The sequence below is a fragment of the Tautonia sp. JC769 genome (assembly GCF_040717455.1).
In the GTDB taxonomy this organism is placed as follows: Bacteria; Planctomycetota; Planctomycetia; order Isosphaerales; family Isosphaeraceae; genus Tautonia.
The window spans coordinates 13,749-35,624 of record NZ_JBFEFH010000026.1 but is presented as its reverse complement, the minus strand read 5'-3'; the positions used below and the strand labels follow the sequence as shown (position 1 = coordinate 35,624).

The following is a 21,876-nucleotide window of genomic DNA, read 5'->3' as shown; positions in this document are numbered from 1 at the left end:
CCTTGGTTCTCTGGCTTGCACGATGGCGTGCCTCGGGATCGTCGTTTCCGTGACGGGACGATCGCCGGCGATCGCCCAGGGATCGGCCCCGGCGCTGCCGGAAGTCCCGGAAGGGTGGACGATCGAGCTGGTCGCCGAGGCGCCGGCGATCCTCTACCCGACGGCGATCGTGGCCGCCCCGGACGGGACGGTCTACCTCGGGCAGGATCCGATGGACATGCCCGGCCCGCCGACCGAGCCGATCGACTCGGTGGTCGCGATCCGGCCGGACGGCTCGATCTCGACGTTCGCCGAGGGCCTGTGGGCGGTGATGGGCCTGGAATGGATCGACGAGACCCTCTACGTCGTCCATGCGCCCTTTCTCTCGGCCTTCCGGGACACGGACGGCGACGGCGAGGAGGACGAGCGGGTGGACCTGGTGACCGGCCTCGGCCCCGATCGCCCCGGCTTCAGCGGCCTGAATGACCACGTCGCCGGCGGGATGGAACTGGGGATGGACGGGTTCCTCTACATCGCCGTGGGGGACAAGGGGATTCCGAACGGGGTCGGCGCGGACGGGACCACCATTCAGCTCAAAGGGGGTGGCGTCGTCCGCGTCAGGCCCGACGGCAGCGGACTGGAGGTGGTCTCGACCGGCGAGCGGAACCCCCTGTCGGCCATGCTGACGGCTCAGGACGAGATCTTCACCTACGGCAACGACGACGACAGCAAGAAGTGGCCGAACAGCCTGACGCACCACATCGTCGGCGGCCATTACGGGTATCCGTACGAGTTCCTGCTGAAGCCCGAGCGGGCCTTGCCGATCGTCGGGGGGCAGCTCGGCGGGTCGGGGACGCAGGGGATCGTGGCCAAGGGGGGCGGCCTGCCCGAGGCGTACCGGGGGAACCTGTTCATCTGCGACTGGGGCTTGCAGACGGTCTTTCGGATGGAGGTGGTCCCGAACGGGGGGACCTTCCGCCTGACGCGCCGCGAGCCGTTCGTCTCGGCGGGGGCGGTGGCCGATTTCCGCCCGTTCTCGATCCGAGAGGCGGCCGACGGCCGGTCGCTCTACGTGGTGGACTGGGGGATCGGCAACTGGCTCTTGCCGGATGCGGAGACGGGACGCCTGTACCGTGTGGCTCCGGCTGACGGGGAGCACCTGGGGGCCGAGGAACCGGAGTCGCTGGGCCTCGAAGCTCTTGATCATCCGAATCACCGTGTGCGACTCCGGGCGCAGCGAGCGTTGGCGAAGCAAGGGGGGGCGGCGGTGGCCCCGCTGGTCGATCGGTTGAAGGGGGATGAAGGCGAAACGCAGGGGAGGCTGCACGCGCTCTGGGCACTCGACGCGATCGGGACCCCAGAGGCGTCGGCGGCGATCCGAAGCATGGTCACGGACGCGGAGCCGATCGTGCGAGCACAGGCGGCGAAGCGGGCGGGGATTCGGAAGGACCAGGGGGCGAAGCCAGAGCTGGAACGGTTGCTCGACGACCCGGAGCCGGTCGTGCGGCGCGAGGCGGCCATCGCACTGGGCAAGCTGGGCGACCCGTCGGCGGGACCGGCATTGATGGCGAGGCTGGGCGAACCTGATCCGTTCGTCGCCTGGTCGATCCGCCGGGCGATCCGGGAACTGGGGGCCTGGGACGCGGCGGCGATCGGCGAGGCGCTGGGCGATCCGGCGCGGCAGGAGGCGGCGATCCGGTTGACCGACGAGGCCTATGCCGTGCCGGTGGCCGAGGCGTTGTCGAAGGCGCTGGGCGAGGTGGCCGATGCGACCGTTCGGGCGGAGATCGTGGAGAACCTGGCGGAGATCCTGCTGAAGGTCCCCGAGTGGGACGGGGCCTGGTTCGGCACGAATCCGCTGGCCGGGACGATGCCGCAGAAGACCGAGGCTTGGGATCGGGAGGGGATGCGAGTCGCGGCGATGGGCCTGATCCGGGCGCTGGACGACCCGGACGCGACGGTCCGGGGCCGGGCGATCGTCGGCCTGAGGAGAGTCGGCCCGTCGGCCGCGCCGTACCTGAGGGCGAGGCTGGGCCGGGAATCGGACGGGGAGAACCTGCGGGCGTTGGCGTTGATCCTGGGGGACCTGGCGGACCGGGAATCGGTGCCGATGCTGGCGAGGATCGTGGTCGATCCGCTGGCCCCGGCGCCGGCGAGGGCCGCGGCGGTCGATGCGCTCGGGCACCTGCAGGGGCCGGAGGCGTTGCGGGCGTTGTTCACGGTCGCGTTCGACCCGAAGGCCCCGGCCGACCTGGTCGCGCGGGCCTTGCCGAAGGTGGCCAGCTCGGGGGCCCTGCCGCCGAACGACCTGGCGAGCTTCCTCGATCACGGCGAGGCGGAGGTCCGGATCGCGGCGCTCGGGGCGCTGGCGGCGGTCGAGGGGTTGCCGGGGCATCTGCTCGACCGGGTGGCCGCCCGGCTGGACGACCCGGACCCGACGGCCCGGGTGGCGGCGGTGGCGGCCGTTGCGGCGCTCGGTCATCGGCCGGCGGTGCCGAAGCTGGTGGAGATGGCCGGCTCCGGGGAGGTTGACCCGTCGCTCCGGTCGATGCTCGTACGGGCCTTGGCGGCGATGCCCGAGCCGGAGGCGTTGCCGGTCTTCCTGGGGGCGCTCGGGGATCGCGACCCGGATCTGAGGCGATCGGCCGAGGCGGCCTTGCTGGCGATCCGGGACCGGGTGCGCCCGGCACTGGAGGAGCACGCGCGATCGGTCGATCCGGCCAGTCCTGCCGCCGAGGCGTTGGAGCGGGTGGTGACGACCTTCACCCCGGTCGTCGACTGGCGGGTGATCGGCCCGTTCGCGCGGACGACGGCGCGGGTGTTCCTGGGATCGACCGAGATCGATTTCTCGGAGACGCATTCCGGGGTCGAGGGCAGGACGATCGCCTGGCACCCGAGGGAGGCCGAGCCGGAGACCGGGCGGGTGGTGATCGACGACCTGAAGGAGGGGCAAGGGGATGTCGGCGGCTTCGGCTACGACGACACCGGCTCGCCCGACCTGGCGGCGTTCGCGACGGCCGAGATCGCGTCGGACGCGGAGCGCGAGGCCCTGCTCTTGTTCGGCTCCAGCGGCTCGATGATCGTCGAGCTGAACGGCGAGCCGATCCTGGAGGTCAGCGAGTATGCGGGTCGGCCGTATGCCCCCGACAGCGACCGGGTGCGGGTCCGGTTGCGGGAAGGTTCGAATCGTCTGGTGATGCGGGTCCGGCAGGGGATCGGCACGTGGGCGTTCGGCGTGCAAGTGTCCGACCAAGGCCAGGAGTTGCTGGCCCGGGCCGAGGCCGGTTCGGGGGTCGAGGCGCTGCGGGCGTTCGCCCTGGAACAGGAAGGGGACCCGGGGCGGGGCGAGGCGTTGTTCTTCGCCGGTGACGGCATCGGCTGCGTGAAGTGCCACGCGGCCGACGGCAAGGGGGACTCGGACATCGGCCCCGATTTGACGGGGCTGGCGGCGAAGTACGACCGCGCGGAGGTCATCCGGTCGATCCTCGAGCCGTCGGAGCGGATCGCCACCGGGTATCAGCCGGTTCTGGTGGCGACCGACGACGGCCGGGTCGTCGCGGGATTGGTCCGCGAGGAATCGGCGGGGGAGCTGGTGCTGGCCGATGCCGAGGCGCAGATCGTCCGCGTCGAGAAGGGGCGGATCGAGGAGCGACGCCTCGGCCAGGTGTCGATCATGCCCGAGGGCTTGGTCGATTCGCTCAAGCCCGGGGAATTCGCCGACCTGGTGGCGTACCTGATGAGCCTCAAGGCCCCGGTCGGGGGGGATTGATCGCTTCGCCCGGAGGCGGGAGGACCTCGAAGACCCGGATCCCCTCGTCGTCGTTCGACCAGCGGAGGAGGACGCGATCCGGGTGCTCGGCGACGAACCGGGAGATGGGGTCGTCGAGGGCCCGGGCGAAGCGGCCTTCGGTGGCGATGAGGTAGGCGACGCCATAACGGTCGATCTGCCCGGCCACGTCGGGCTCCCCCTTGAGCGGCAGGGAGGTCAGGCCGGGGCGGCCGGTGAACCAGAAGGCCTCGGCCGGGTAGATGGTCATGATCGGCCCGGGGCGGTCGCCCGACTCGGCGATCCAGGCGAAGGCGGGGTCGACCACGCCTTGCAGGCGACGTTCGGCCTCGGCCCGGCCGGTCAGGGCGGCGTAGAGGGCGTAAGGCGTGGCCAGGGCCAGCAGGAGCGCGGCCGCGAGGGTCCGGGGGCGGAGGGGAGTCGGGTTGACCCGCCGGGCGATCGCCGCGATCCCTTCCAGCGCGACGACGAGCAAGGGCGGGACCAGCGGGATCAGGAACCGGCCGGCCTCGGTGAACGGCCAGATGAGCAAGAGGGCCAGGTTGCAGGCGACGACCAGGCCGGCCAGCCGTCGCCGATCGCTCCGGAGCGATCGGGCCAGGCCGACGAGGAAGACGACCGCAAATGCGATGGCGAACGCCGAGGCCACCGGGGCGGCCCGCGGGACGAAGACGGTCCCGACCTCGATCAACGGGGCACTGAGCGCGTCGGGGATGCGGAGCAGGTAGAACCAGGCGTTGCCGAGGATCACCTGCGACAGGGATTGCCTCGGGAAGTAGTCGAGGTGGGTGGTGTTCGGGGTCGAGACCAGGCGCCAGGCCCACGGCGAGACGACCAGCCCGGCGGCGGCGATGGTGGCGACGAGCAGTTTGAACCGTCGCCGGATGAGCAGTTCCAGGGCGACCGCCACGCCGATGATCGCGCCGACGAGCCGGGTCAGCGTGAGCGAGCCGAGCCAGGAGCCGACCGAGGCGCCCTCCCCTGCCCTTGCCTTCGTGCTTCGCACCGCGAGGACGGTCGCCAGCAGGGCGAACTGCTGGAGCAAGGCGTAGAGCGGTTCCGATCGGATCGCGCCGCCGGAGCGGTGCCAGGTCCAGTTCATCGCCAGGGCGAGCCCGAGCAAGAGCGCGACGCGGGCCGGATAGAGCCATCGGAACCAGGACCAGGACACGACCACGGCGGCCACCGTGCAGGCGATCGAGAAGGCGTGGGCCGCGGCGAGCGATCGGCCCGTGACGGCCCAGACGGCGGCGAGGGAAAGCGGGTAGCCGGGCGGGAAGTGGACATGAGGGGCGGCGTCGGGGTGGTCGATGTCTCGGTAGCCGAAGCCGCCGAGGATGGATCGGGCGAGCATGGCATAGCCTGCGCCGTCGAATCGAGGGGGCTCGTCGAAGCTGGCCCCGGACAGGACCCCGGCGGTCGCGACGAACGCAATCAGCAGCAGCGAAACTCCTGCTCGGGATCGCCGCCCCGATCGCACTCGTGGAACGTCTTGCATGGCCGAAGTCCTTCGGGGGAGTCGCCCGCCCGGAACGCAGGGGATGATTCGCCTCGGTCGAGGGGCAAATCCTCGGGGACGATTCCGGGATTCTCTGGGAATCAGGTTGCCGATGCATACAATATGAGCGACCGCTGGCGATCAGGCCAACCCGGTTCGGGCTGCGCGGCCCGGAACCTCAGGGGTGGCCCTGGCCCCCATTGGGAGCCCGTTGACGATGATCCTCGCACTTGTCTCCGCCACATTCCTGGCGGTGGGCGGGATGGGCCCGGCCCCGGAGCAGGAGCCGACCTCCCGAGCAATCGTTCCTCAAGCGTCGCAAACCCGGGGCGACCGCCCGGCGGCCGATCGCCCCCAGGAGGACCCGAGCGTGGAGACGCCGCAAGAGCCCCAGTCCGAAGAACCAACGCCTCCGGTCTCGTCGGAGCCGAAGCTGGCGACCTTCGGGGGCGGCTGCTTCTGGTGCACCGAAGCGGTCTTCGAGCTGGTCAAGGGGGTGCACGACGTGGTCTCGGGGTACGCGGGGGGCCAGGTCCCCTTCCCCTCGTACGACGCGGTCTGCACCGGGAGGACCGGCCATGCCGAGGTGGTCCAGGTGACGTACGACCCGTCGGTCATCAGCTACGCCGAGCTGCTGGAGATCTTCTGGCGGACCCACGACCCGACCACCTTGAACCGCCAGGGGCCGGACATCGGCACCCAGTATCGATCGATTATCCTCTGCCACGACGCCGAGCAGCGAGAAATCGCCGAGGGCCTGAAGAAGCGCCTGAACGAGAACAAGGTGTTCAAGCGGCCGGTCGTGACGCAGGTCGTCCCGTTCCAGGTCTTCTACCCGGCCGAGCCGTATCATCAGGATTACTTCCGCAAGAACCCGAGCGCGGGCTACTGCCAGATGATGATCGTGCCGAAGCTCAAGAAATTCTCCCAGACGTTCCGCGAGAAGATGCGTTGAGCGGAGCCCGGTGACGGTGACGGTGACGGTTCGAGGCGCGAAACCCGGAGGGGGCGGGCGGCGATGGCCGGCCGGCTCCCTTCGGGTTTGTTCGTTGACGGGGGTGCGTGCTCAGCGCACCGGCGGGTAATAGTAGCGTTGCAGGGCGCCCGGCGGGCCGGTCATGGAGGCCCAGGTCCAGCGGTCGTACGGCCGGCCGTAAGGGGTCCCGTAGAACGGGAAGACGTCGGTCGGGCCGTAAGGCACGTATTGCCGGGCCCGGTTGGGGAAGGCCGCCGAGTAGCTGTAGGGGAACGTCATCCCCGGGTCGACGGCGATCGCGCCGGGGGCGGTCGGGCCCGGCACGGCCGGGGACGAGATGACGACCGGGGAGCCCGGCGCGGCCAGGCCCGGGGCCTGCGCGCGGCTCGATCCCGGGACGGCCAGGGTCGCCGCGGCGGCGACCACCAGGGCAGCAAGGTGACGCTTCATCGGTGGTGAATCCTCGTTGTCGACGACGATCAGGGGGAACGGCGCCCGGACGATCGCGCGAGTCGGGCTTGCGTCCGGGAGGTCGCCGATCCGGGCGTCGAGTGACAGATATCGTCGCGGAGCAAGGCCCGTGCCGCCAGCCTGAGGCGGCGCGATTCGACGCGGCGGCGGGGCGTCGATTCGGGAGGGCTCCCGCCCGGTGACGCCCGTGATGGCACGCCGGGGCGGGCGGGGCGGGCGGCCGCGCGTGCCCGGATCGGCTCGGCTTCGCGGGGAGCCGAGCGGGCCGGGTCTCCGGGCCGAGTCGGGCCCGGCCCCGGCGACGCGACGGCGACCCTCCCGCGCCCACACCCTTGCACACACTCGTGATCCAAAGAGGTCTGCGAAATGTTGATATTCAGAAAATCCCGATTTGTTTCTTGACCAATATCGAGAAGCCTGATATTCCAGAAGAGGCCCCCGATGTCTCGACGAGCTCGATGGAGGTTCAAGGCCCCGCCGGGCTGAGCATCACGGGTTTCAACTCTTTCAGGGATGGACACTCTCCCGAGGCTGATCCGACGACCCTCGCCGCGCCACCGCGCACGGCGTGCCGTTCCCGTCCGAACATTCCTTTCCGAGACGCCGCGACGATGGCTCGTCCTGAGACCTCGCCGTGTTTTCCAACTGCGCCTGGCGCGCGGGAGCACCCCTTATGCATATCAAGGCTCGTTCACGGGTTGGGTTTACGCTGATTGAGCTGCTGGTCGTCATCGCGATCATCGGCGTCCTGATCGCGCTGCTGTTGCCCGCGGTGCAGAGCGCCCGGGAGGCGGCCCGGCGGGCGCAGTGCACGAACAATCTGAAGCAGATCGGGATCGCGATGCACAACTACCACGACCAGTTCGGGGCCTTCCCCACGGGGGGGATCACCGGATTCGCCCAGGGGGACGTCTGGGCGGGGAACGCGAATCTGCTCTGCTGGCGGGCGCTGATCCTCCCGCAGGTCGAAGGGCGGAATACGTACGACGCCATCAATCTGAACATCAATTCGCTGGGCGCCGGGCCGGATCCGGGGGCCATGTTCACCGCCTGGATGACCGTGAACACGACCTTCCTCTGCCCGTCGGACGGGGAGCTCGAGGGGGGCCTGAGGTCGTGGCAGGCCAACGGGCTCGGCCAGTATCCGGCGGGCAACCCGCCGTTCCGGCCGGGGACGACCACGCCGGTCGATCGGGTCCCGGTGTCGAGCTATGCCCTGAGTTTCGGGGACAACTACGCCGGAGGGATCCTCAACGGCGGGCTCCCGTGGGAGACCCCTCCCAGCGTGACGACGCTGCCGCCGGGCCAGCCTCGGATCGGCTATCACGGGTTCTGGGGGACGAAGAATAGCGGGGGGCGCATGCGCGGGTTCTCCGACTATCGCGAGTTGCAGACGACCAACATGGCCGGCGTCCGCGACGGGACGAGCAACACGATCATGGTGGGGGAGACCCTGCCGTACCGGGCCGCCGACAGCAACTTCTGGCACTTCAACGGGTCGAGCGCGGGCACGACCATCCCGTTGAACTGGAACTCGAACACGGTGCCGGGGAACGACCCGTCGTGCCTGAATCTCTGGCAGTCGGCGAGTGCCCCGCTGGGCTGCCGGTTCGGGGCCGCGGCCAAGGGGTTCGCCAGCGAGCACCCCGGCGGGGCCAATTTCCTCTTCGCCGACGGCTCGGTGAAGTTCCTCAAGGACAGCATCAACATCGTCACCTACTGCGCCCTCGGCAGCCGGAACGGGGGCGAGGTGATCTCGGCCGATCAGTACTGAGGTGCCGCGCTCGCTCGGCATGACTTCGCCGACCTCGGCCCGGCGGGACGAGCCTCCTGCGCGCAGGATGCCCGGATCGCCGGGCCGGGCGGCACGCGGTTGGTCCCCTGCCCCGGCCCGGGGCTCTCCCGGGGCCGGGCGCGACCTCCGCGACACTCACGAACGCAACACACCCAAGGACTCTTGCAGATGAATGGGCTGACGCGATCGCTTGCGATGCTGGGGGGATTGGCCCTGCTGACGACCGTCTCGGGCTGCGGCGGCGACGGGCTGGGGAAGCGCTACCCGGTGTCGGGGACCGTCTCCTACAACGGGGAGCCGGTCCCGCACGGGAACATCTTCTTCGTGCCCGACGACCAGAACACGGGGCGGGCCGCGTCCGGGGCCATCGAAGGGGGGCGCTATCGCCTCTCGACCGCGGGGACCAACGACGGGGCGTTCCCGGGGTCGTACAAGATCCGGATCATCGCCCTTGAGGTGGACAACTCCCGGGTGGAGGCGAACATGCAAGGGGGCGCGGGCCGCCAGGACGACGTGATCGCCGCGACCCAGGCGGCCAAGAAACTGATCCCGGCCAAGTACGAGCTGGAAACGACCTCGGGTCTGACCGCCACGGTGGAGGAACGATCGAACGGCTTCGACTTCGACCTGACGGACTGATGAGCCGGCCGGGCGAGTCCGTCCCGACCCGGAATCGACCCCGAACCCCATGGCCCGGGGACGACCGGTCGTCCCCGTCCCAGGACCGACGAGCCGCCCACCGAGTCCTCAGGAACGCGGGGGCAAGACCCGGCAAGGTTCCTTGCGGTGGCGGCCGTCCTGGGTGAGGGCGCCGTCGAGGCGGCGGTCGAGGGCGGTGATGGCCTGATCGAGGACGGCCCGGGCGCTGTCGAGGTGGTGCGGGCGCAGGGCGTAGGGGTCGCTCGGCAGGCCGAGCCGGGGGGACCGGAGCTGGTCGGGGGCGATCGCCAGGTCGGCCGGGACGCGGCGGGGGTCGAGCGGCTCGAAGCCGGTTCCGTCGGCCGAGGCGGAGTAGTAGGCCCGTCGCGAGGCGGGAGGGCCGGGATACGTCCAGGCGGCTCGCAGGGCGAGCAGCTCGGCGAACTGGGGCCAGGGTGGGCGGTCAGGCTCGAGCGCCGGGGGGCGTTCCTCGGCGGCGAGGGCCGGGAGCAGGGCCCAGGCCTCTCCCAGTGGCAAGGGGCGCGACGGGTCGGTCAGGAGGTGGACCAGCTCGGGCCGGGCCAGCTCGGCGGCGGCCTGGTGGACGAGCGCCTCGGCCGCCTGGAGGTAGAGGAGGAACGAGGCGCGGGCCAGCCGGCTCGCCTCGCTCTCGGACCGGGGGAGCCGCAGGTGGCTCTGCGTGTGCAGCCAGAGCGCGTCTTGATAGAGGCAGTGGAACGGGCTGACGGTCGTCTCGATGACCTGGCCCGAGACGGACGGATCGGGGATCTCGGGGTCGGCGAGGGCTCGACCGTTGCTCGGGCCGAAGGAGTCGGGCGTCACGGGGTCGGGGTCGCCGAAGGGCATGGCGCATCCTCGATCTGGTGCGGGCGGACCATCAGGCTGCGTTCCGATTCTGGCGGCGGCGATCGACCCGGCCCGGCCGGTCGGGGTCGGGGCCGATCGGACGCAACAGCCGATCGTATCATCATCTTAGCACAGCCGGCAACGGGCGGTCGAGCATCCGGGCCGGGCGGATCGGGCCGGAGTGTTCGGGCGGGATCGGCCGCCCGGCCCCGGTCGGCGGCGAGCGGACGGGCCGGTCGGCGGTCGCGGGCGGGGTCGTCCTCCGCGTCGACGCGTTCGGAACGGCCGGCGGGGGGAGCGGCTCGGGGGCGATCGGGCACGAGGCGGTTGACTCGGCCCATGCTCAGGGCGTCTGATGGCGGCCATCGACCTTCGATCGCGCGGCCCCAACGGCCGCGCGACGAGGGGTTGTCCGAAGCGATGGACGGCAACGCGTTCTCCTGAGCGAAAGGGTTCGAAGATGCGATCGGCGACGAGCAGTGCCCTGATCCTGGGCGTCCTGGGTGGCCTCGCGATCGTCGGCGGGGCGGGTGAGCCCGCCCGGGCGAGCGAGGAGGCGGCCTTCGAACGGACGTCGGACGTGATCTACGGGAGGAAGCACGGGACGGCCCTCACGATGGACGTGTTCCGGCCGACCGAGGAGGGGCCGGGCCGGGGCGTGGGGCTGATTTTCGTGGTCAGCGGCGGCTGGTTCTCCGCGCATGAGGCCATCGCCTTGCCGTTGATCGAGCCGTTCCTGGGTCGGGGGTACACCGTCTTCGCGGTCGTCCACGGCAGCCAGCCGAAGTTCACGATCCCCGAGATCCTGGGCGACATGCACCGCGCGGTCCGGTTCATTCGCCACCACGCCGACGATTACGGCATCGACCCGGATCGGATCGGCATCTTCGGGGGGTCGGCCGGTGGCCACCTGTCCTTGATGCAAGGGACCGCGGGGACCGGAGGAAATCCCGAGGCGAGCGACCCGGTCGAACAGGCGTCGAGCCGGGTGCAGGCCGTGGCCTGCCTGTTCCCCCCGACCGATTTCCTCAATTACGGCGAGCCGGGCGAAAACGCGCTCGGCCGGGGAATCCTGGAGAATTTCAAGGCCCCTTTCGATTTCCACGAGCTGGACGCGACGCGGAACGTGTACGTTCCCATCACCGATGAGGAGCGTCTGCTCGCGATCGGGCGCGACATCTCCCCCATCAGCCACGTCAGCCCGGACGACCCGCCGACCCTGATCCTGCACGGGGACGCGGACAAACTGGTGCCGATTCAGCAGGCCGAGCGCTTTCTGGAGGCGCTGAGCGCGCAGGGAGTCGAGACCGAGCTTGTGGTCAAGGCCGACGCCGGTCACGGTTGGCCCGACCTGGCGGACGATCTGACGAGCCTGGTCGACTGGTTCGACACGCACCTGCTCGGGGCGGATGCCTCCGATCGACCGGCGGGGGCGTCGGATCGGCCCTGATCGGCTGGGGGACGGGTGCGATCGCGGGCGGAGTGGCCGTGTCCGGCCCTCCCGGGGCTCTTGACGAGCGAGGCGATCGGGGAGCCCCGGCCACCGATCGAGCCCGGGCGGAGGGTGGATCGAGGCGGGGCGCTCCGATAGGGTGGCAACCGGGCCGGAGCGTTCGGAATCGAGAATCGAGCTTCGGTCCCACGCTCAACGCTCCATCGATCTCTTGAGGGACGACAGAGGATCGCCATGATGCAGGACCAAACGCCCCGGAGCCGTCGAGGGGTTCATATGCTTCTCATCCTTCTGATCGCGACGGGAGGGGGCGGCGGCCCGGCCCGGGCGGCCGAGGAGCTGGTCACCGACGGGGCATTGGGGCCGTTTCTGGGGGCGGCGCGGTTTGACGAGCTGACGCTGTTTGATGAGGAACGGTTCCCGAATGTGATCGTCGGCCGGGACGGGACGGTGGTGGCCACCTGGGGGAGTGAGCGGATTCGGGTCCGTCGGAGCGAGGACGGGGGGGACTCCTGGGGCCCCGAGATCGACGTGGGTGAGGGGATTCACGGGGGCGGGGCCCTGGTCGACGAGCGATCGGGGGCCATGCTGATGTTCGTGCATCCCGAGCATCCGCCCCGAGACGGTTCGACCGCCCCTCGGACCGTGTACCGGAGCGAGGACCAGGGGGCCTCGTGGGCAGAATGCGAGGCCACCTTCCGGGAAGACGCGAACGGTTATGTCCCCTCCCTGCATATGAGCGAACACGGGACGACGCTGCGTCGCGGCCCCCACGCGGGGAGGTTGATCCGGCCGGCCCGGGTCTACCAGCCGTCGCCGGACCGATACGCCACCGCGATTTACAGCGACGACGGCGGGCAGACCTGGCAGTCGAGCGGGCCGTTTCCCCTGCAAGGGACGGGGGAAGGCGCCCTGCTGGAGCGTTCCGACGGCCAGTTGATCTACAGCGCCCGCCGGAGTTTCTTCCCGGACGATGAGCCCTTCCAGGCGGGCCGGGTATTCGCCCGGAGCGACGACGGCGGGACGACCTGGGGCGACCCGTTCTCGTCGACCGAAGTGCCCGATGGGCCCCGATACCGGGGGGAGGAGCGTCGGGGGGCGAACTACAACGCCCATTTCGGCATGATGGCCGGGTTCGCCCGCCTGCCGGTCCGGGATCGAGACATCCTGATTTCCAGCAATGCCGATCACGATGGTCACGAGCGGGTCCGCCTGACGGTGTGGGCGAGTTTCGATGGCGGGGCGACCTGGCCGGTGAAGCGGCTCGTCCACGAGGCCGAGAGCGCCTACTCGTCGCTGGCCGCGGGCCGGCCGGGGACACCGAGCGAGGGCTGGATATACCTGCTGTACGAATACGGGGATGAGTCGTCGCAATACGTGGGTGGGAAGCTTGCGCGATTGAATCTCTCGTGGATCCTCGATGGGGAACTCACGGGGGACGGGACCTTGCCCGCCTGGCTCGACGAGTACGGGTCCGAAGCCTTCCTGCAGCCCCCGAAGGTCATCACCGACCCCGGCCCGAGCCATGGTGGCGCATCGCGACGGTTCCAGGGGATCCCGAGCCTGGCCCGGAGCGAGGGGGGGAGGCTCTGGGCGACCTGGTACGGGGGACCCACCCCGGGAGAGGACCGGAATAATTACGTCATCCTCGCGAGCAGCGGCGACGACGGCCAGACCTGGTCCCGCAAGCAGGTCATCGTCGATCCGGATGGCGAGGGGCCGGTCCGGGCCTTCGATCCCCAGGTCTGGGCCGACCCCGATGGGCGGATGTGGGCCTTCTGGGCGCAGGCGGTCGGTCACGGGGCGAGTGTCGGGGGAGTCTGGGCGATGGTCAGCGACAATCCGGACGACGAGGACGCGGAGTGGTCCGAGCCGAGGCGGCTGACCGACGGGGTGATGATGGGCAAGCCGCTCGTCCTCTCCTCGGGGGAGTGGTGCCTGCCCGCGTCGACCTGGAGGGAGACGGACCGGAGCGCCCGGATGGTCGTCTCCCCGGACCGGGGCCGGACGTGGGCGGTCAGGGGCGGCTGCAACGTGCCGAAGGACGTCAGGTCGTTTGATGAGCACATGATCGTCGAGCGTGGCGACGGGTCGCTCTGGATGCTGGCCCGGACCACGTACGGGATCGGCGAGAGCCGATCGACCGATCGCGGTCGGACCTGGTCCGAATTGGCCCCGTCGGGGATTGCCCACCCGTCGGCCCGGTTCTTCCTCAGGAGACTCTCCTCGGGGAATCTCCTGCTCGTCAAGCACGGGCCCATCGACGAATCCACCGGGAGGTCGCACCTGATGGCCTTCCTGTCCGAGGACGACGGCTCGACCTGGACGGGCGGCTTGCTGCTCGACGAGCGGGACGGGGTGTCGTATCCGGACGGGGTCGAGGGGGACGACGGGACCGTTTTCGTCATCTACGACTACTCGCGCCGCGAGGAGCGGGAGATCTTGATGGCACGATTCAAGGAGGAGGATGTGCGAGGCCAGGACTCGGAATCCCCGAGTCTCGGCCTGCGCATCCTGGTCGACAAGGCGTCGTCGGCGTCGCCGGAAGACTGAACGCGCGCACGGTGTCCGCTGTACATCGCTCCGGAACTCCTGCGAAGGACCGAAGGGTTGAAACATCCCATGCTGGCGGCGGTGATCGGCGGGTTGTTGCCCGCGGTGCTGTTCGGTCTCTCGGGGGTGATGCAGAAAGCGTGCGCGCGGACCGGGATCGGGACCGGGCCGTATCTCGTGATCACGGGCCTGGCCGTGCTGGTGGTCGGAGGCCTGCTGACGGCGGTCGAACACGAGGCCGTCGTCAGCCGGAAGGGCGTGGCCCTGACCGCCCTGTTCGGGGCCCTCTGGGCGGGGGGGATCGGGTGCATCGCCGTTGCCTTGCGGCGCCACGGGGCGCAGATCAGCCAGCTCGTGCCGCTTTATAACATGAACACGCTGGTCGCCGTCCTGCTCGGGCTGCTTGTCTTCTCGGAGTGGCGTGAGGTGCACTGGGGGCGTCTGCTGCTGGCGAGTCTCCTGATCATCGCGGGAGGGGTGCTCGCCGCCTCGTCCGCGAAAGCGATCGTCGAGCCGTGAGCTGTCCTCGGGTCGCCCGGGTGGGCGGCCTCGTCACGGGGGTGGGCCCACTTGGCCCCTGAGCCAATCACCGAGAGGCGCATGGCGATCGAAGCCCCGAAGGACGCGCTGCACGCCTTCGATCCGGGCGTCGAGCGGGCCGCGTAGGGTGAGGAAGGGGATGCGTCGGCGTTGCAGGTCGGCTCGGATCTGCTTCTGGAAAATGGTCCGGTGGGCGAGCCCCGACCGGTCCCAGGTGTCCTCGTAGGGCAGGTCGTCGTCGCAGAGGAAGGCGAGATCGTAGCGTTGCACGCACTGGTCGGCGAGCCGGGCGAGTCGCGGGTGGGCTTGGCCGTGGTACCATTGCGCGAACATGAAGGTCGTCGTGGCATTGGTGTCGACGAAGAGGAAGCGGTCGGCATCGAGGATCAAGGCGTCCTCGCGTTCGAGATGGCCCTCGGCGATGTCGACCAACTGCTCGGGGGTCAGACGTCGGTCGCGCTGATGGGCCTCCCAGTACTCGCGGCCATATTCGGGCATCCATTGCGTCTGATGCAGGCGGGCGAGCGCCCGGGCGATGGTGGTCTTCCCCGTGGAGGGTGCCCCCAGGAAGACGACCCTCGCCACGAGGTCGCGATAGACCTCGGGCGCGAGGAACCGCCGATGCAGGAAGGGATCGTCCCGGATCGTCGACCCGGAGATCGGCACGCGGGATCGGGCCTCGTCTACCCGACAATCCAGGGCGCCGAGCGCCTTGCTGACATGCTCCCCGTAGAATTCGCTGCAGAAGAAATGCGAGATCGTCCGGCCGCCGAGGATCTTGAGGAGGTATTCCTCGTGACGCCTCATGATCTCGGGGGTGCTCCCGACGACGGTCGGCCCGTCCCAGGCTTCGAGGACCTCGACCTCGGGGTAGAGGTCCCGGATCCAGCCGGCGCGGACCGGGAGGGGGACGCGGGTCGTTTCGGGGGCGTCGTAGACGACCACGATCACATGATCGGTTTGCTTGCACGCGTGCTCAATGACCCGTTGATGCCCCCGGTGCAGCGGGGCAAATTTGCCGAGGGTCAATCCGGTCGTCATCGGGGTCCGTCTCCTCCGATCGGTCGGTCATCGCGTTCCGCCAGGCACGATAGCCGAGCGTGGCCAGGACCAGGAACACGGCATAGAGGCCCGAGGTGAGCACGAGCGACTTGCTGAGATAGACGCCGATCGCGACCACGTCGACCGCAATCCAGAACAGCCATGATTCGAGCCGTTTTCTCGACATCAGCCACTGGGCCACCAGGCTCGCGACGGTGGTCAGGGCATCCCAGTAGGGGAGGCTGGCATCGGTGTATGAGGCCATGACGAATCCCCAAACCCCCGTTCCGGCGATCGCGACCGCGACCCAGCCAAGCGACCCGGCCCGGCCGAGTCGGGTCACGGGCAACCGCCCGCCTCGCGTGCCCCCCCGGAGCCAGTAGTACCACCCATAAAGCTGGAGGAAGACGTAGACGACATGGAGGATGAGGTCGGAGTAGAGCTTTACTTCGTAGAAAATCAGGATATAAAGCGACACCTGGACCAGCCCCGCCGGCCAGCACCAGATGTTCTGGCGGATGGTCAGCCCCACGCAGAGCAAGCCGAATCCGACCGCTATGACCTCGATCGTGCTCATGGTGATCCCATCGTGAGAGACGTCGACGCGGCAACGATTCACGCATCACGGGTCGTTTCCCGGTGAATCCTGGCGGGGGCCGATCGCGGGGGCTTCGTCAGGCTGGGCGTCGCGAAACGTCACGTCGAGGTCGATATTCGGGAAGGGACGGCCATCGAGTTCGACATAAGGGTTGACGAAGAAGTTCAGGGGCGGGCCGTGTTGGGGGGGGGCGAGCGTCAGGTTCCGGCCTCGGCTCAATTCCAGCCGGTGGGGGTCGTGGTTCCCGAAGAAGTACTCGCGACGCGAGGGATTTTTGTCGGCCTCGCTGGCATCGACCGGAACGCTGCCGACGCCGTCGACGTACAACTCCGCCCAGCAATGGTAGCCGGAAATGGTGCCCTCGCGCGTCTCGGGGGGAAGGGAGAAGCCGATCGCGAACTGCGCGGGGATGCCCGAGGCACGGGCCATCCCAATCAGCAAGGCATGAAAGTCGGTGCAATTTCCCCGCCCCACCTCGCAGGCGAATCGGGCGTCGCCCCGGCCCCAGCCGGAGCCGGACTTGTCGTAGGTCATCGCGTCGAGGACCGCGTCGTAGAGCGCCCGGGCCCGGTCTGCCTGGTCCTCGATCCCCTCGGTGGCGGCGAGGGCCCGCCGCCGGATCGGGCCGTCGAGGGGCACGAGGGGTTCGGGGGCCAGCAGGCGCGATCGCTCGTCGGGGCCTGGGGGATCTGCGCCGCCCCGATTCTCGTCGCGGGTCGCGACAATCGTCAGCGTGACCTTCACCTCGGGTTCGGGGCGATGGCGACGGAGGTGGAGCATGAGGTTGCCGAACGTCGACTCCCGCGAGAGGCTGACGGCGCCCGGGGCATCGATGGTCAGCCGGTGGATCGTCTGGTTCGCGTCGTCCTGCGGCACCGGGATCCACAGGTCCAGGATCTCGGTTTCCGGGGGGATGTCCCGGGCGGTCGCCTGATAGGTCAGGACCACGGTCCGTGAGTGTCGGCCGTCGTCCTCGGCCGTCCTCCCCGGGGCCGGCACGGGGTGGCAGCAGGCGATGACGATTGTGGCAAGTTGAACATGCGTCGCGAAGCTCATGGTCGGTTCTCGTCCATCGCAGAGGGGAGGGCCGCGGGATTCGGGGGCGACTCGACGGCCCTGAAGTCATGGATGCGCGGCGGGACCGTGCGGGTTCAACCCGGGCAGGGTCATCGTCATCAGACGCCGTCTTTCAGGGCGTAGGTCCCCCCCATGTCGCGCTTCAACTTGCCCAGGGCGACGAGCTCTTCCCAGACTTCGGGCGGATAGCCGGGCGGTGGGGTGATGCCGGTGATCCCCGATCGCTTGCCGCCGCCCCGGCTCAGGCCCGATTCGTCGTCGAGTCGGGTCAGTTTCAGACGCTTCTTGAAGGCCCTGAGCGCTCGCTTGCGTTCGTCGTCTGTTGCCATGGCCGCCTCGTCGTGCTCGAGGGAGAGGGGTGGGTCACGGTCCCCGCCCCGGAGCGCCGGCTGACCGCCGGAAACGCCGGGACGGATGCTGCGGTCGCGTCGACGGGAGATCGGGTCGCGACTCAATTGTCTTCGGCGGGGTCTCCGGAGTCCACTGGGTCCGCGGCGGCGACTCGGGTCCGATTCGCGCCGACATTTCGAGGATTTCGAGGCGATGAGATCCTCACGGGGGCCTCCGGCATGATACGATACGGCTGAACACACGGGCGTCTGCCGGAGGGTGATCCATGTCGGAGCAGTCGGATCGGTTTGCCAGGGGGCGAGGCTCGCAGATTCGTCCGGCGAATCGCTTTGGAGGGCCGACGTATGAGGATGATTTCGAGCACATCGAGTCGGACCCCGAGGCGTTGGACGATCATCTCGCCGCCCTGCGCAACCTGTCGACGGAGTATCTCCCCGATCATTCTCGCAGCGTCGTCTCCCGGAACGACAGCCCGGACATCCCGTTTATGTACAGCCTGAACCCGTACCGAGGGTGCCAGCACGGCTGTTCGTACTGCTATGCCCGGCCGACCCACGAGTTCCTCGGGTTCGACGCCGGGCTCGACTTCGAGGCGAAGATCCTGGTCAAGGAAGCCGCCCCGGGGCTCTTGCGGGCGTTCCTCTCCCGACCGGCCTGGACGCCCGAGCCGATCGTCATGTCCGGGGTGACGGACCCGTATCAGCCGGGCGAACGCCGATTCCGGCTCACCCGGCGGTGCCTGGAGGTCATGGCCGAGTTCCGGCAGCCGGCGTCGATCATCACCAAGAACGCCCTGATCGTGCGGGATCGCGACCTGCTGGGGCGTCTCGCGTCGGATCGCCTCGTGCACGTGAATCTCAGCCTGACGACGCTCGATGCGGGCCTTTGCCGATCGATGGAGCCGAGGACGAGCACGCCCCCGGCGCGGCTTCGGGCGATCCGAGCCCTGGCGGACGCCGGGGTTCCGGTGCGGGTGATGATCGCCCCGGTGATCCCCGGCCTGAACGACTCGGAGATCCCGGCGATCCTGCGGGCCAGTCGCGACGCCGGCGCGAGGGCCGCGGGATACCAGATGCTGCGGTTGCCCCTGGCCGTCGCGCCGATCTTCCGGGAGTGGCTCGCCCGGGAACAACCCGGACGGCAGCGGAAGGTCGAGCAGCGGCTCCGAGCCATGCGTGATGGTCGGCTCAACAGCGTGGAATTCGGCAAGCGGATGCAGGGCGAGGGGGAGATTGCGAACCAGATTGGCAACGTCTTCCGGCTCTTCGCGCGCAAATTCGGCCTCGACGGCGGTTTGCCGCCGCACGAGACCGCCCTGTTCCGACGACCGGTGGCCGGGTCCGATCAGTTGCGGTTCTTTTGAGGGGCGGCGGCCCGAACCCCTGGCGGCGTGGCGGCGTCTGAAGAGGCGGGGATTTCACGTTCGCGGAGGCTTTTCCGATGTCCAAGTGCATCCCGCAGTCGGGCAAGCGAAACCGCCCGAAGACCGCCGTGAAGGGGAAGCGGTACCGCTGCGCCTCGTGCCGCAAACGCAGCCCGAGACCCGTGAAGACGCCCGCCCCGTGGTACTGCCCGAGGTGCCTCGAGGCCAGGGCGGAATCGGCGGCCGCCTGGAATCGGCCGGGGCCTGCCGGGCGAGTCGACGGGGGGGGGAATTGTCCCGAGTCCAGGCGCGGGACATTCACCCGTTTTTTGATCGGTCGAGGGTCGTCTCGATCACCTCGACGGCCTGGGCGACGCCGTCCTCGGCCCGGATGCGTTCGCCCAGGCGCTCGGCGCGTCGTCGCATCGCGTCGTCTCGGGTGGCCTGGCCGATGGCCCGGGCGAGTCGATCCGGGGTCAGGCGGCGCTGGGGGACCGCCTCGGGGCCGACGCCGAGGCCGGCGACGACTCGCCCCCAGTACGGCTGATCGACGGCGAACGGGCAGATGACCGTCGGCTTGCCGAATCGAAGCCCCGCGGCGGTCGTGCCGGCCCCTCCGTGATGCACGACGGCCGCCATTCGTGGGAAAAGCCAGTCGTGGGGGGCGGAATCCACGCAGAAGAGGTCGTCGGACGCCTCGACCGGCCCCACCCCTCCCCAGCCGGTCGCCAGGAGCCCACGATTGCCCGATGTTCGAATCGCCTCGACGACCCGCCGGGTCACCTCCTCGGGCTGCTGGCTCGCCATGCTCCCGAAGCCGACGTAGACCGGCGGGGGGCCGGACTCCAGGAAGGCGACGAGTTCGGGAGGGGGAGTGTACTCCGGTTCTTCGAGGAACCAGAACCCCGTGGTGTGAACCGTCTCGGGCCAGTCGTCCGGCGGAGTGATGACGCTCGGGCTGAAACAATGGAGCACCGGCCGCGAGGCTCCCTCACCGGAGCCCTTGCCGGGACGCGGTCGGGTCTGCGGTTTGAGCCGATCCTTCCGCCAGCGATCGACCGTCCCTCGAAGCGGCAGGGTCATCAGAGGATTGAGCGCATAGCTCAGGCGATTCAGCGAGCCTCCCAGGGTCCTGGCCGGGAGCAGCGGGAAGGGGAACCGGCGGGTGGGGACAATCATCGGCAGATAGACCGCCTCGAACGCGGGGATCCCGAGCGAGTCGGCCATGTCCCACCCGGTGATCACTTTCGGGTGGAAGATCAGGCAATCGGCCCCCTGGGCGGCGGCCCAGGAGTCGTCGAGAATCTGCCGGACCAGCGGCGGCATGGTCGTCCGAAGCGCCTTGAAGGCCGCCAGCGGACTGCCCCGGAGCAGTTCCTTCCCCTCGTCCGATTGCACGAGGGCGAGGAAATCGGCCTGCATGGGAGCGAAGTGCAAGCCGTGCCCGGTGATGAATCGTTCGAAATTGGTGCCGGTGGTGAGGACGACCGTATGCCCCGCCCGTTTCAGGCCCAGCCCGAGCGCGACGAACGGCCGCACATCTCCCATCGTGCCGACCGTCAGCAGTGTGATTCTCATGGCGACGAACGATCCGGTTGAGCTTCCGCGCGTCCCGGGCGAGCCGATCGTTCGCCCCCTGCACGATGCAGTCGCTCAATCCGTCCGTCGGTTCACGCCCGGTGGCCTTGCCGCCACCCGAGCCCGGCCCCCGTCTCATCCCAACCCTGCAAGCTGAGCCGAGAACCGCTATTTCTCTGCCACATTCAACGGACAGACGGCAACAGCCCTCGTTGCGACGTCTGCGCTGCGGCAAGTATGCCCGGCAGGATTTGAACCTGCAACCTTTAGCTCCGGAGGCTAACGCTCTATCCAATTGAGCTACGGGCACGTTGGACTGCTGATATTGTTCCGATTGCGGGCGCCGTGTCAAGCGGGTGGTGCCCAATCGACCGTGATGAGGGTGATCGGAGTGCGGAAAGGCCTGGAGAGAAGAGCACGGGCGAGCGCCGACCGGGGGAAGGTCGGCGCTCGCCGGGAGGGAAGCGTCAGTGGGAGGATTCGGACGCTCCCAGGCGTCGCAGAGGGGTGTCGACGATCCAGCGTCGCAGGGTGATGAACCAGGAGACACCCATGTAGAACGCGGGATAGTAGAGCGAGATGAGGGTCAGGGTCTGGATCTCCGTGGTCCAGACGGGCGGGCCTTCGGAGGGGATGCGCCAGAGGATCCAGATCAGGAGGAACGTCCAGGGGACGGCCAGGAAGTTGCTCATCATGTTCAGGCGGCCTGGCTGGGAAGGGTAGAGGTAGCGGCTGGGGATGAACGTCAGGAACCCGAACAGGATGAGGGTGGCCAGGGCGGCCCACTGGGGCATGGGGAGGACGTAGAGGTAGAAGGCGACGACGTTCCAGTGCGACGGGAAGCCGAGGAAGTAGCCGTCGTCGGTCTTGGCCTCGACCTGGCAGAAGCCGTAGGCGCTGGCCAGCAGCGGGAGCAGGAGCCAGGCCTCCATGCCGGCGGGGAGGATCTCGGCCCGCCAGATGAGCAGCAGGGGCAGGAATGTGTAGGTCAGGAAGTCGGTCAGGTCGTCGAGCTTGCGCCCGTCGAAATTCGGCAGGACGCTTTTGACGCCGACGCCGCGGGCCATCGTGCCGTCGGTGGCGTCCACCAGGGTGGCCAGGAGCATCAGGGCGAACGACCAGCGGAAGGCGTCGGCGTCTCCCCGCACCAGGAGCACGGCGATGGAGGCGGCGATGACCAGCCCGAGCGCCGTGTAGAGGTGCACGCCCCAGGCCATCACGGTGCGGAGCGGGTCGCCGGCGTCCGGGCTGCCCTGCTCGGCGTCCGGCTCGTTGGTGGTCAAGTTCTCTCCCATCACGGACTCTCGGGA

The 21,876-nt window shown here is 69.3% G+C and carries 17 protein-coding genes and 1 tRNA gene; 8 read left to right on the top strand and 10 right to left on the bottom strand.

Going from position 1 to position 21,876, the window contains the following annotated elements; all coding sequences use genetic code 11:
• The first annotated feature begins 49 nt into the window (after positions 1–49).
• A complete protein-coding gene (locus AB1L88_RS21380) occupies positions 50–3,748 on the top strand; it encodes a HEAT repeat domain-containing protein (RefSeq protein WP_367098730.1) in 3,699 nt (1,232 codons plus the stop codon).
• On the opposite strand, the gene AB1L88_RS21375 is transcribed toward AB1L88_RS21380, so the two are convergent.
• Entirely contained in the window at positions 3,723–5,264 is a 1,542-nt protein-coding gene (locus AB1L88_RS21375) for a hypothetical protein (RefSeq protein WP_367098729.1), read from the bottom strand. The genes AB1L88_RS21380 and AB1L88_RS21375 overlap by 26 nt on opposite strands.
• A gap of 217 nt (positions 5,265–5,481) precedes the next feature.
• Here AB1L88_RS21375 and msrA point away from each other — a divergent pair, with 217 nt between their 5' ends.
• Positions 5,482–6,219, top strand: a complete 738-nt coding sequence (gene msrA, locus AB1L88_RS21370; RefSeq protein WP_367098728.1) for a peptide-methionine (S)-S-oxide reductase MsrA — start codon at positions 5,482–5,484, stop codon at positions 6,217–6,219.
• Between the two features lie 111 nt (positions 6,220–6,330).
• Here msrA and AB1L88_RS21365 read toward each other — a convergent pair whose 3' ends face one another.
• Positions 6,331–6,690 carry a hypothetical protein gene (locus AB1L88_RS21365; protein ID WP_367098727.1) on the bottom strand — a complete coding sequence of 120 codons (360 nt, stop codon included), beginning with the start codon at positions 6,688–6,690 and terminating at the stop codon, positions 6,331–6,333.
• Positions 6,691–7,384: 694 nt separating this feature from the next.
• On the opposite strand from AB1L88_RS21365, the gene AB1L88_RS21360 reads away from it, so the two are divergent.
• Positions 7,385–8,485, top strand: coding sequence for a DUF1559 domain-containing protein (locus tag AB1L88_RS21360; RefSeq protein WP_367098726.1), 1,101 nt, complete (start codon positions 7,385–7,387; stop codon positions 8,483–8,485).
• A 189-nt stretch (positions 8,486–8,674) separates the two neighbouring features.
• Positions 8,675–9,145, top strand: a complete 471-nt coding sequence (locus AB1L88_RS21355) for a hypothetical protein (protein WP_367098725.1) — start codon at positions 8,675–8,677, stop codon at positions 9,143–9,145.
• Positions 9,146–9,253: 108 nt separating this feature from the next.
• Here the strand turns inward: AB1L88_RS21355 and AB1L88_RS21350 are convergent, their stop codons facing one another.
• Positions 9,254–10,012 carry a hypothetical protein gene (locus AB1L88_RS21350; RefSeq protein WP_367098724.1) on the bottom strand — a complete coding sequence of 253 codons (759 nt, stop codon included), beginning with the start codon at positions 10,010–10,012 and terminating at the stop codon, positions 9,254–9,256.
• A gap of 460 nt (positions 10,013–10,472) precedes the next feature.
• Between AB1L88_RS21350 and AB1L88_RS21345 the strand changes: the two genes are divergently transcribed.
• The 3 genes from AB1L88_RS21345 to AB1L88_RS21335 all read left to right on the top strand — a co-directional run bounded on the left by AB1L88_RS21345 (position 10,473) and on the right by AB1L88_RS21335 (position 14,537).
• Positions 10,473–11,462, top strand: coding sequence for a prolyl oligopeptidase family serine peptidase (locus AB1L88_RS21345; protein WP_367098723.1), 990 nt, complete (start codon positions 10,473–10,475; stop codon positions 11,460–11,462).
• 279 nt (positions 11,463–11,741) lie between these two features.
• A complete protein-coding gene (locus tag AB1L88_RS21340; protein WP_367098722.1) occupies positions 11,742–14,018 on the top strand; it encodes a sialidase family protein in 2,277 nt (758 codons plus the stop codon).
• A gap of 57 nt (positions 14,019–14,075) precedes the next feature.
• Positions 14,076–14,537, top strand: a complete 462-nt coding sequence (locus tag AB1L88_RS21335; protein WP_367098721.1) for a hypothetical protein — start codon at positions 14,076–14,078, stop codon at positions 14,535–14,537.
• 33 nt (positions 14,538–14,570) lie between these two features.
• On the opposite strand, the gene AB1L88_RS21330 is transcribed toward AB1L88_RS21335, so the two are convergent.
• The 4 genes from AB1L88_RS21330 to AB1L88_RS21315 form a co-directional block, all read right to left on the bottom strand.
• Entirely contained in the window at positions 14,571–15,599 is a 1,029-nt protein-coding gene (locus tag AB1L88_RS21330) for an AAA family ATPase (RefSeq protein ID WP_367098720.1), read from the bottom strand.
• Positions 15,535–16,176 carry a nicotinamide riboside transporter PnuC gene (gene pnuC / locus AB1L88_RS21325; protein WP_367098719.1) on the bottom strand — a complete coding sequence of 214 codons (642 nt, stop codon included), beginning with the start codon at positions 16,174–16,176 and terminating at the stop codon, positions 15,535–15,537. Before pnuC ends, AB1L88_RS21330 begins: the two co-directional genes overlap by 65 nt.
• Before the next feature lie 45 nt (positions 16,177–16,221).
• Positions 16,222–17,253, bottom strand: coding sequence for a transglutaminase domain-containing protein (locus AB1L88_RS21320; protein ID WP_367098718.1), 1,032 nt, complete (start codon positions 17,251–17,253; stop codon positions 16,222–16,224).
• A 119-nt stretch (positions 17,254–17,372) separates the two neighbouring features.
• Positions 17,373–17,603, bottom strand: coding sequence for a hypothetical protein (locus tag AB1L88_RS21315; RefSeq protein WP_367098717.1), 231 nt, complete (start codon positions 17,601–17,603; stop codon positions 17,373–17,375).
• 287 nt (positions 17,604–17,890) lie between these two features.
• On the opposite strand from AB1L88_RS21315, the gene AB1L88_RS21310 reads away from it, so the two are divergent.
• Positions 17,891–18,988, top strand: coding sequence for a PA0069 family radical SAM protein (locus AB1L88_RS21310; RefSeq protein ID WP_367098716.1), 1,098 nt, complete (start codon positions 17,891–17,893; stop codon positions 18,986–18,988).
• Between the two features lie 318 nt (positions 18,989–19,306).
• Here AB1L88_RS21310 and AB1L88_RS21305 read toward each other — a convergent pair whose 3' ends face one another.
• From AB1L88_RS21305 to AB1L88_RS21295, 3 genes are all read right to left on the bottom strand, one after another.
• Positions 19,307–20,566, bottom strand: a complete 1,260-nt coding sequence (locus AB1L88_RS21305; protein WP_367098715.1) for a glycosyltransferase — start codon at positions 20,564–20,566, stop codon at positions 19,307–19,309.
• A gap of 236 nt (positions 20,567–20,802) precedes the next feature.
• Positions 20,803–20,876, bottom strand: a tRNA-Arg gene (locus AB1L88_RS21300).
• A gap of 157 nt (positions 20,877–21,033) precedes the next feature.
• Positions 21,034–21,861: a CDP-alcohol phosphatidyltransferase family protein gene (locus tag AB1L88_RS21295; protein WP_367098714.1), complete on the bottom strand. Its 828-nt coding sequence runs from the start codon at positions 21,859–21,861 to the stop codon at positions 21,034–21,036.
• Positions 21,862–21,876 lie beyond the last annotated feature (15 nt).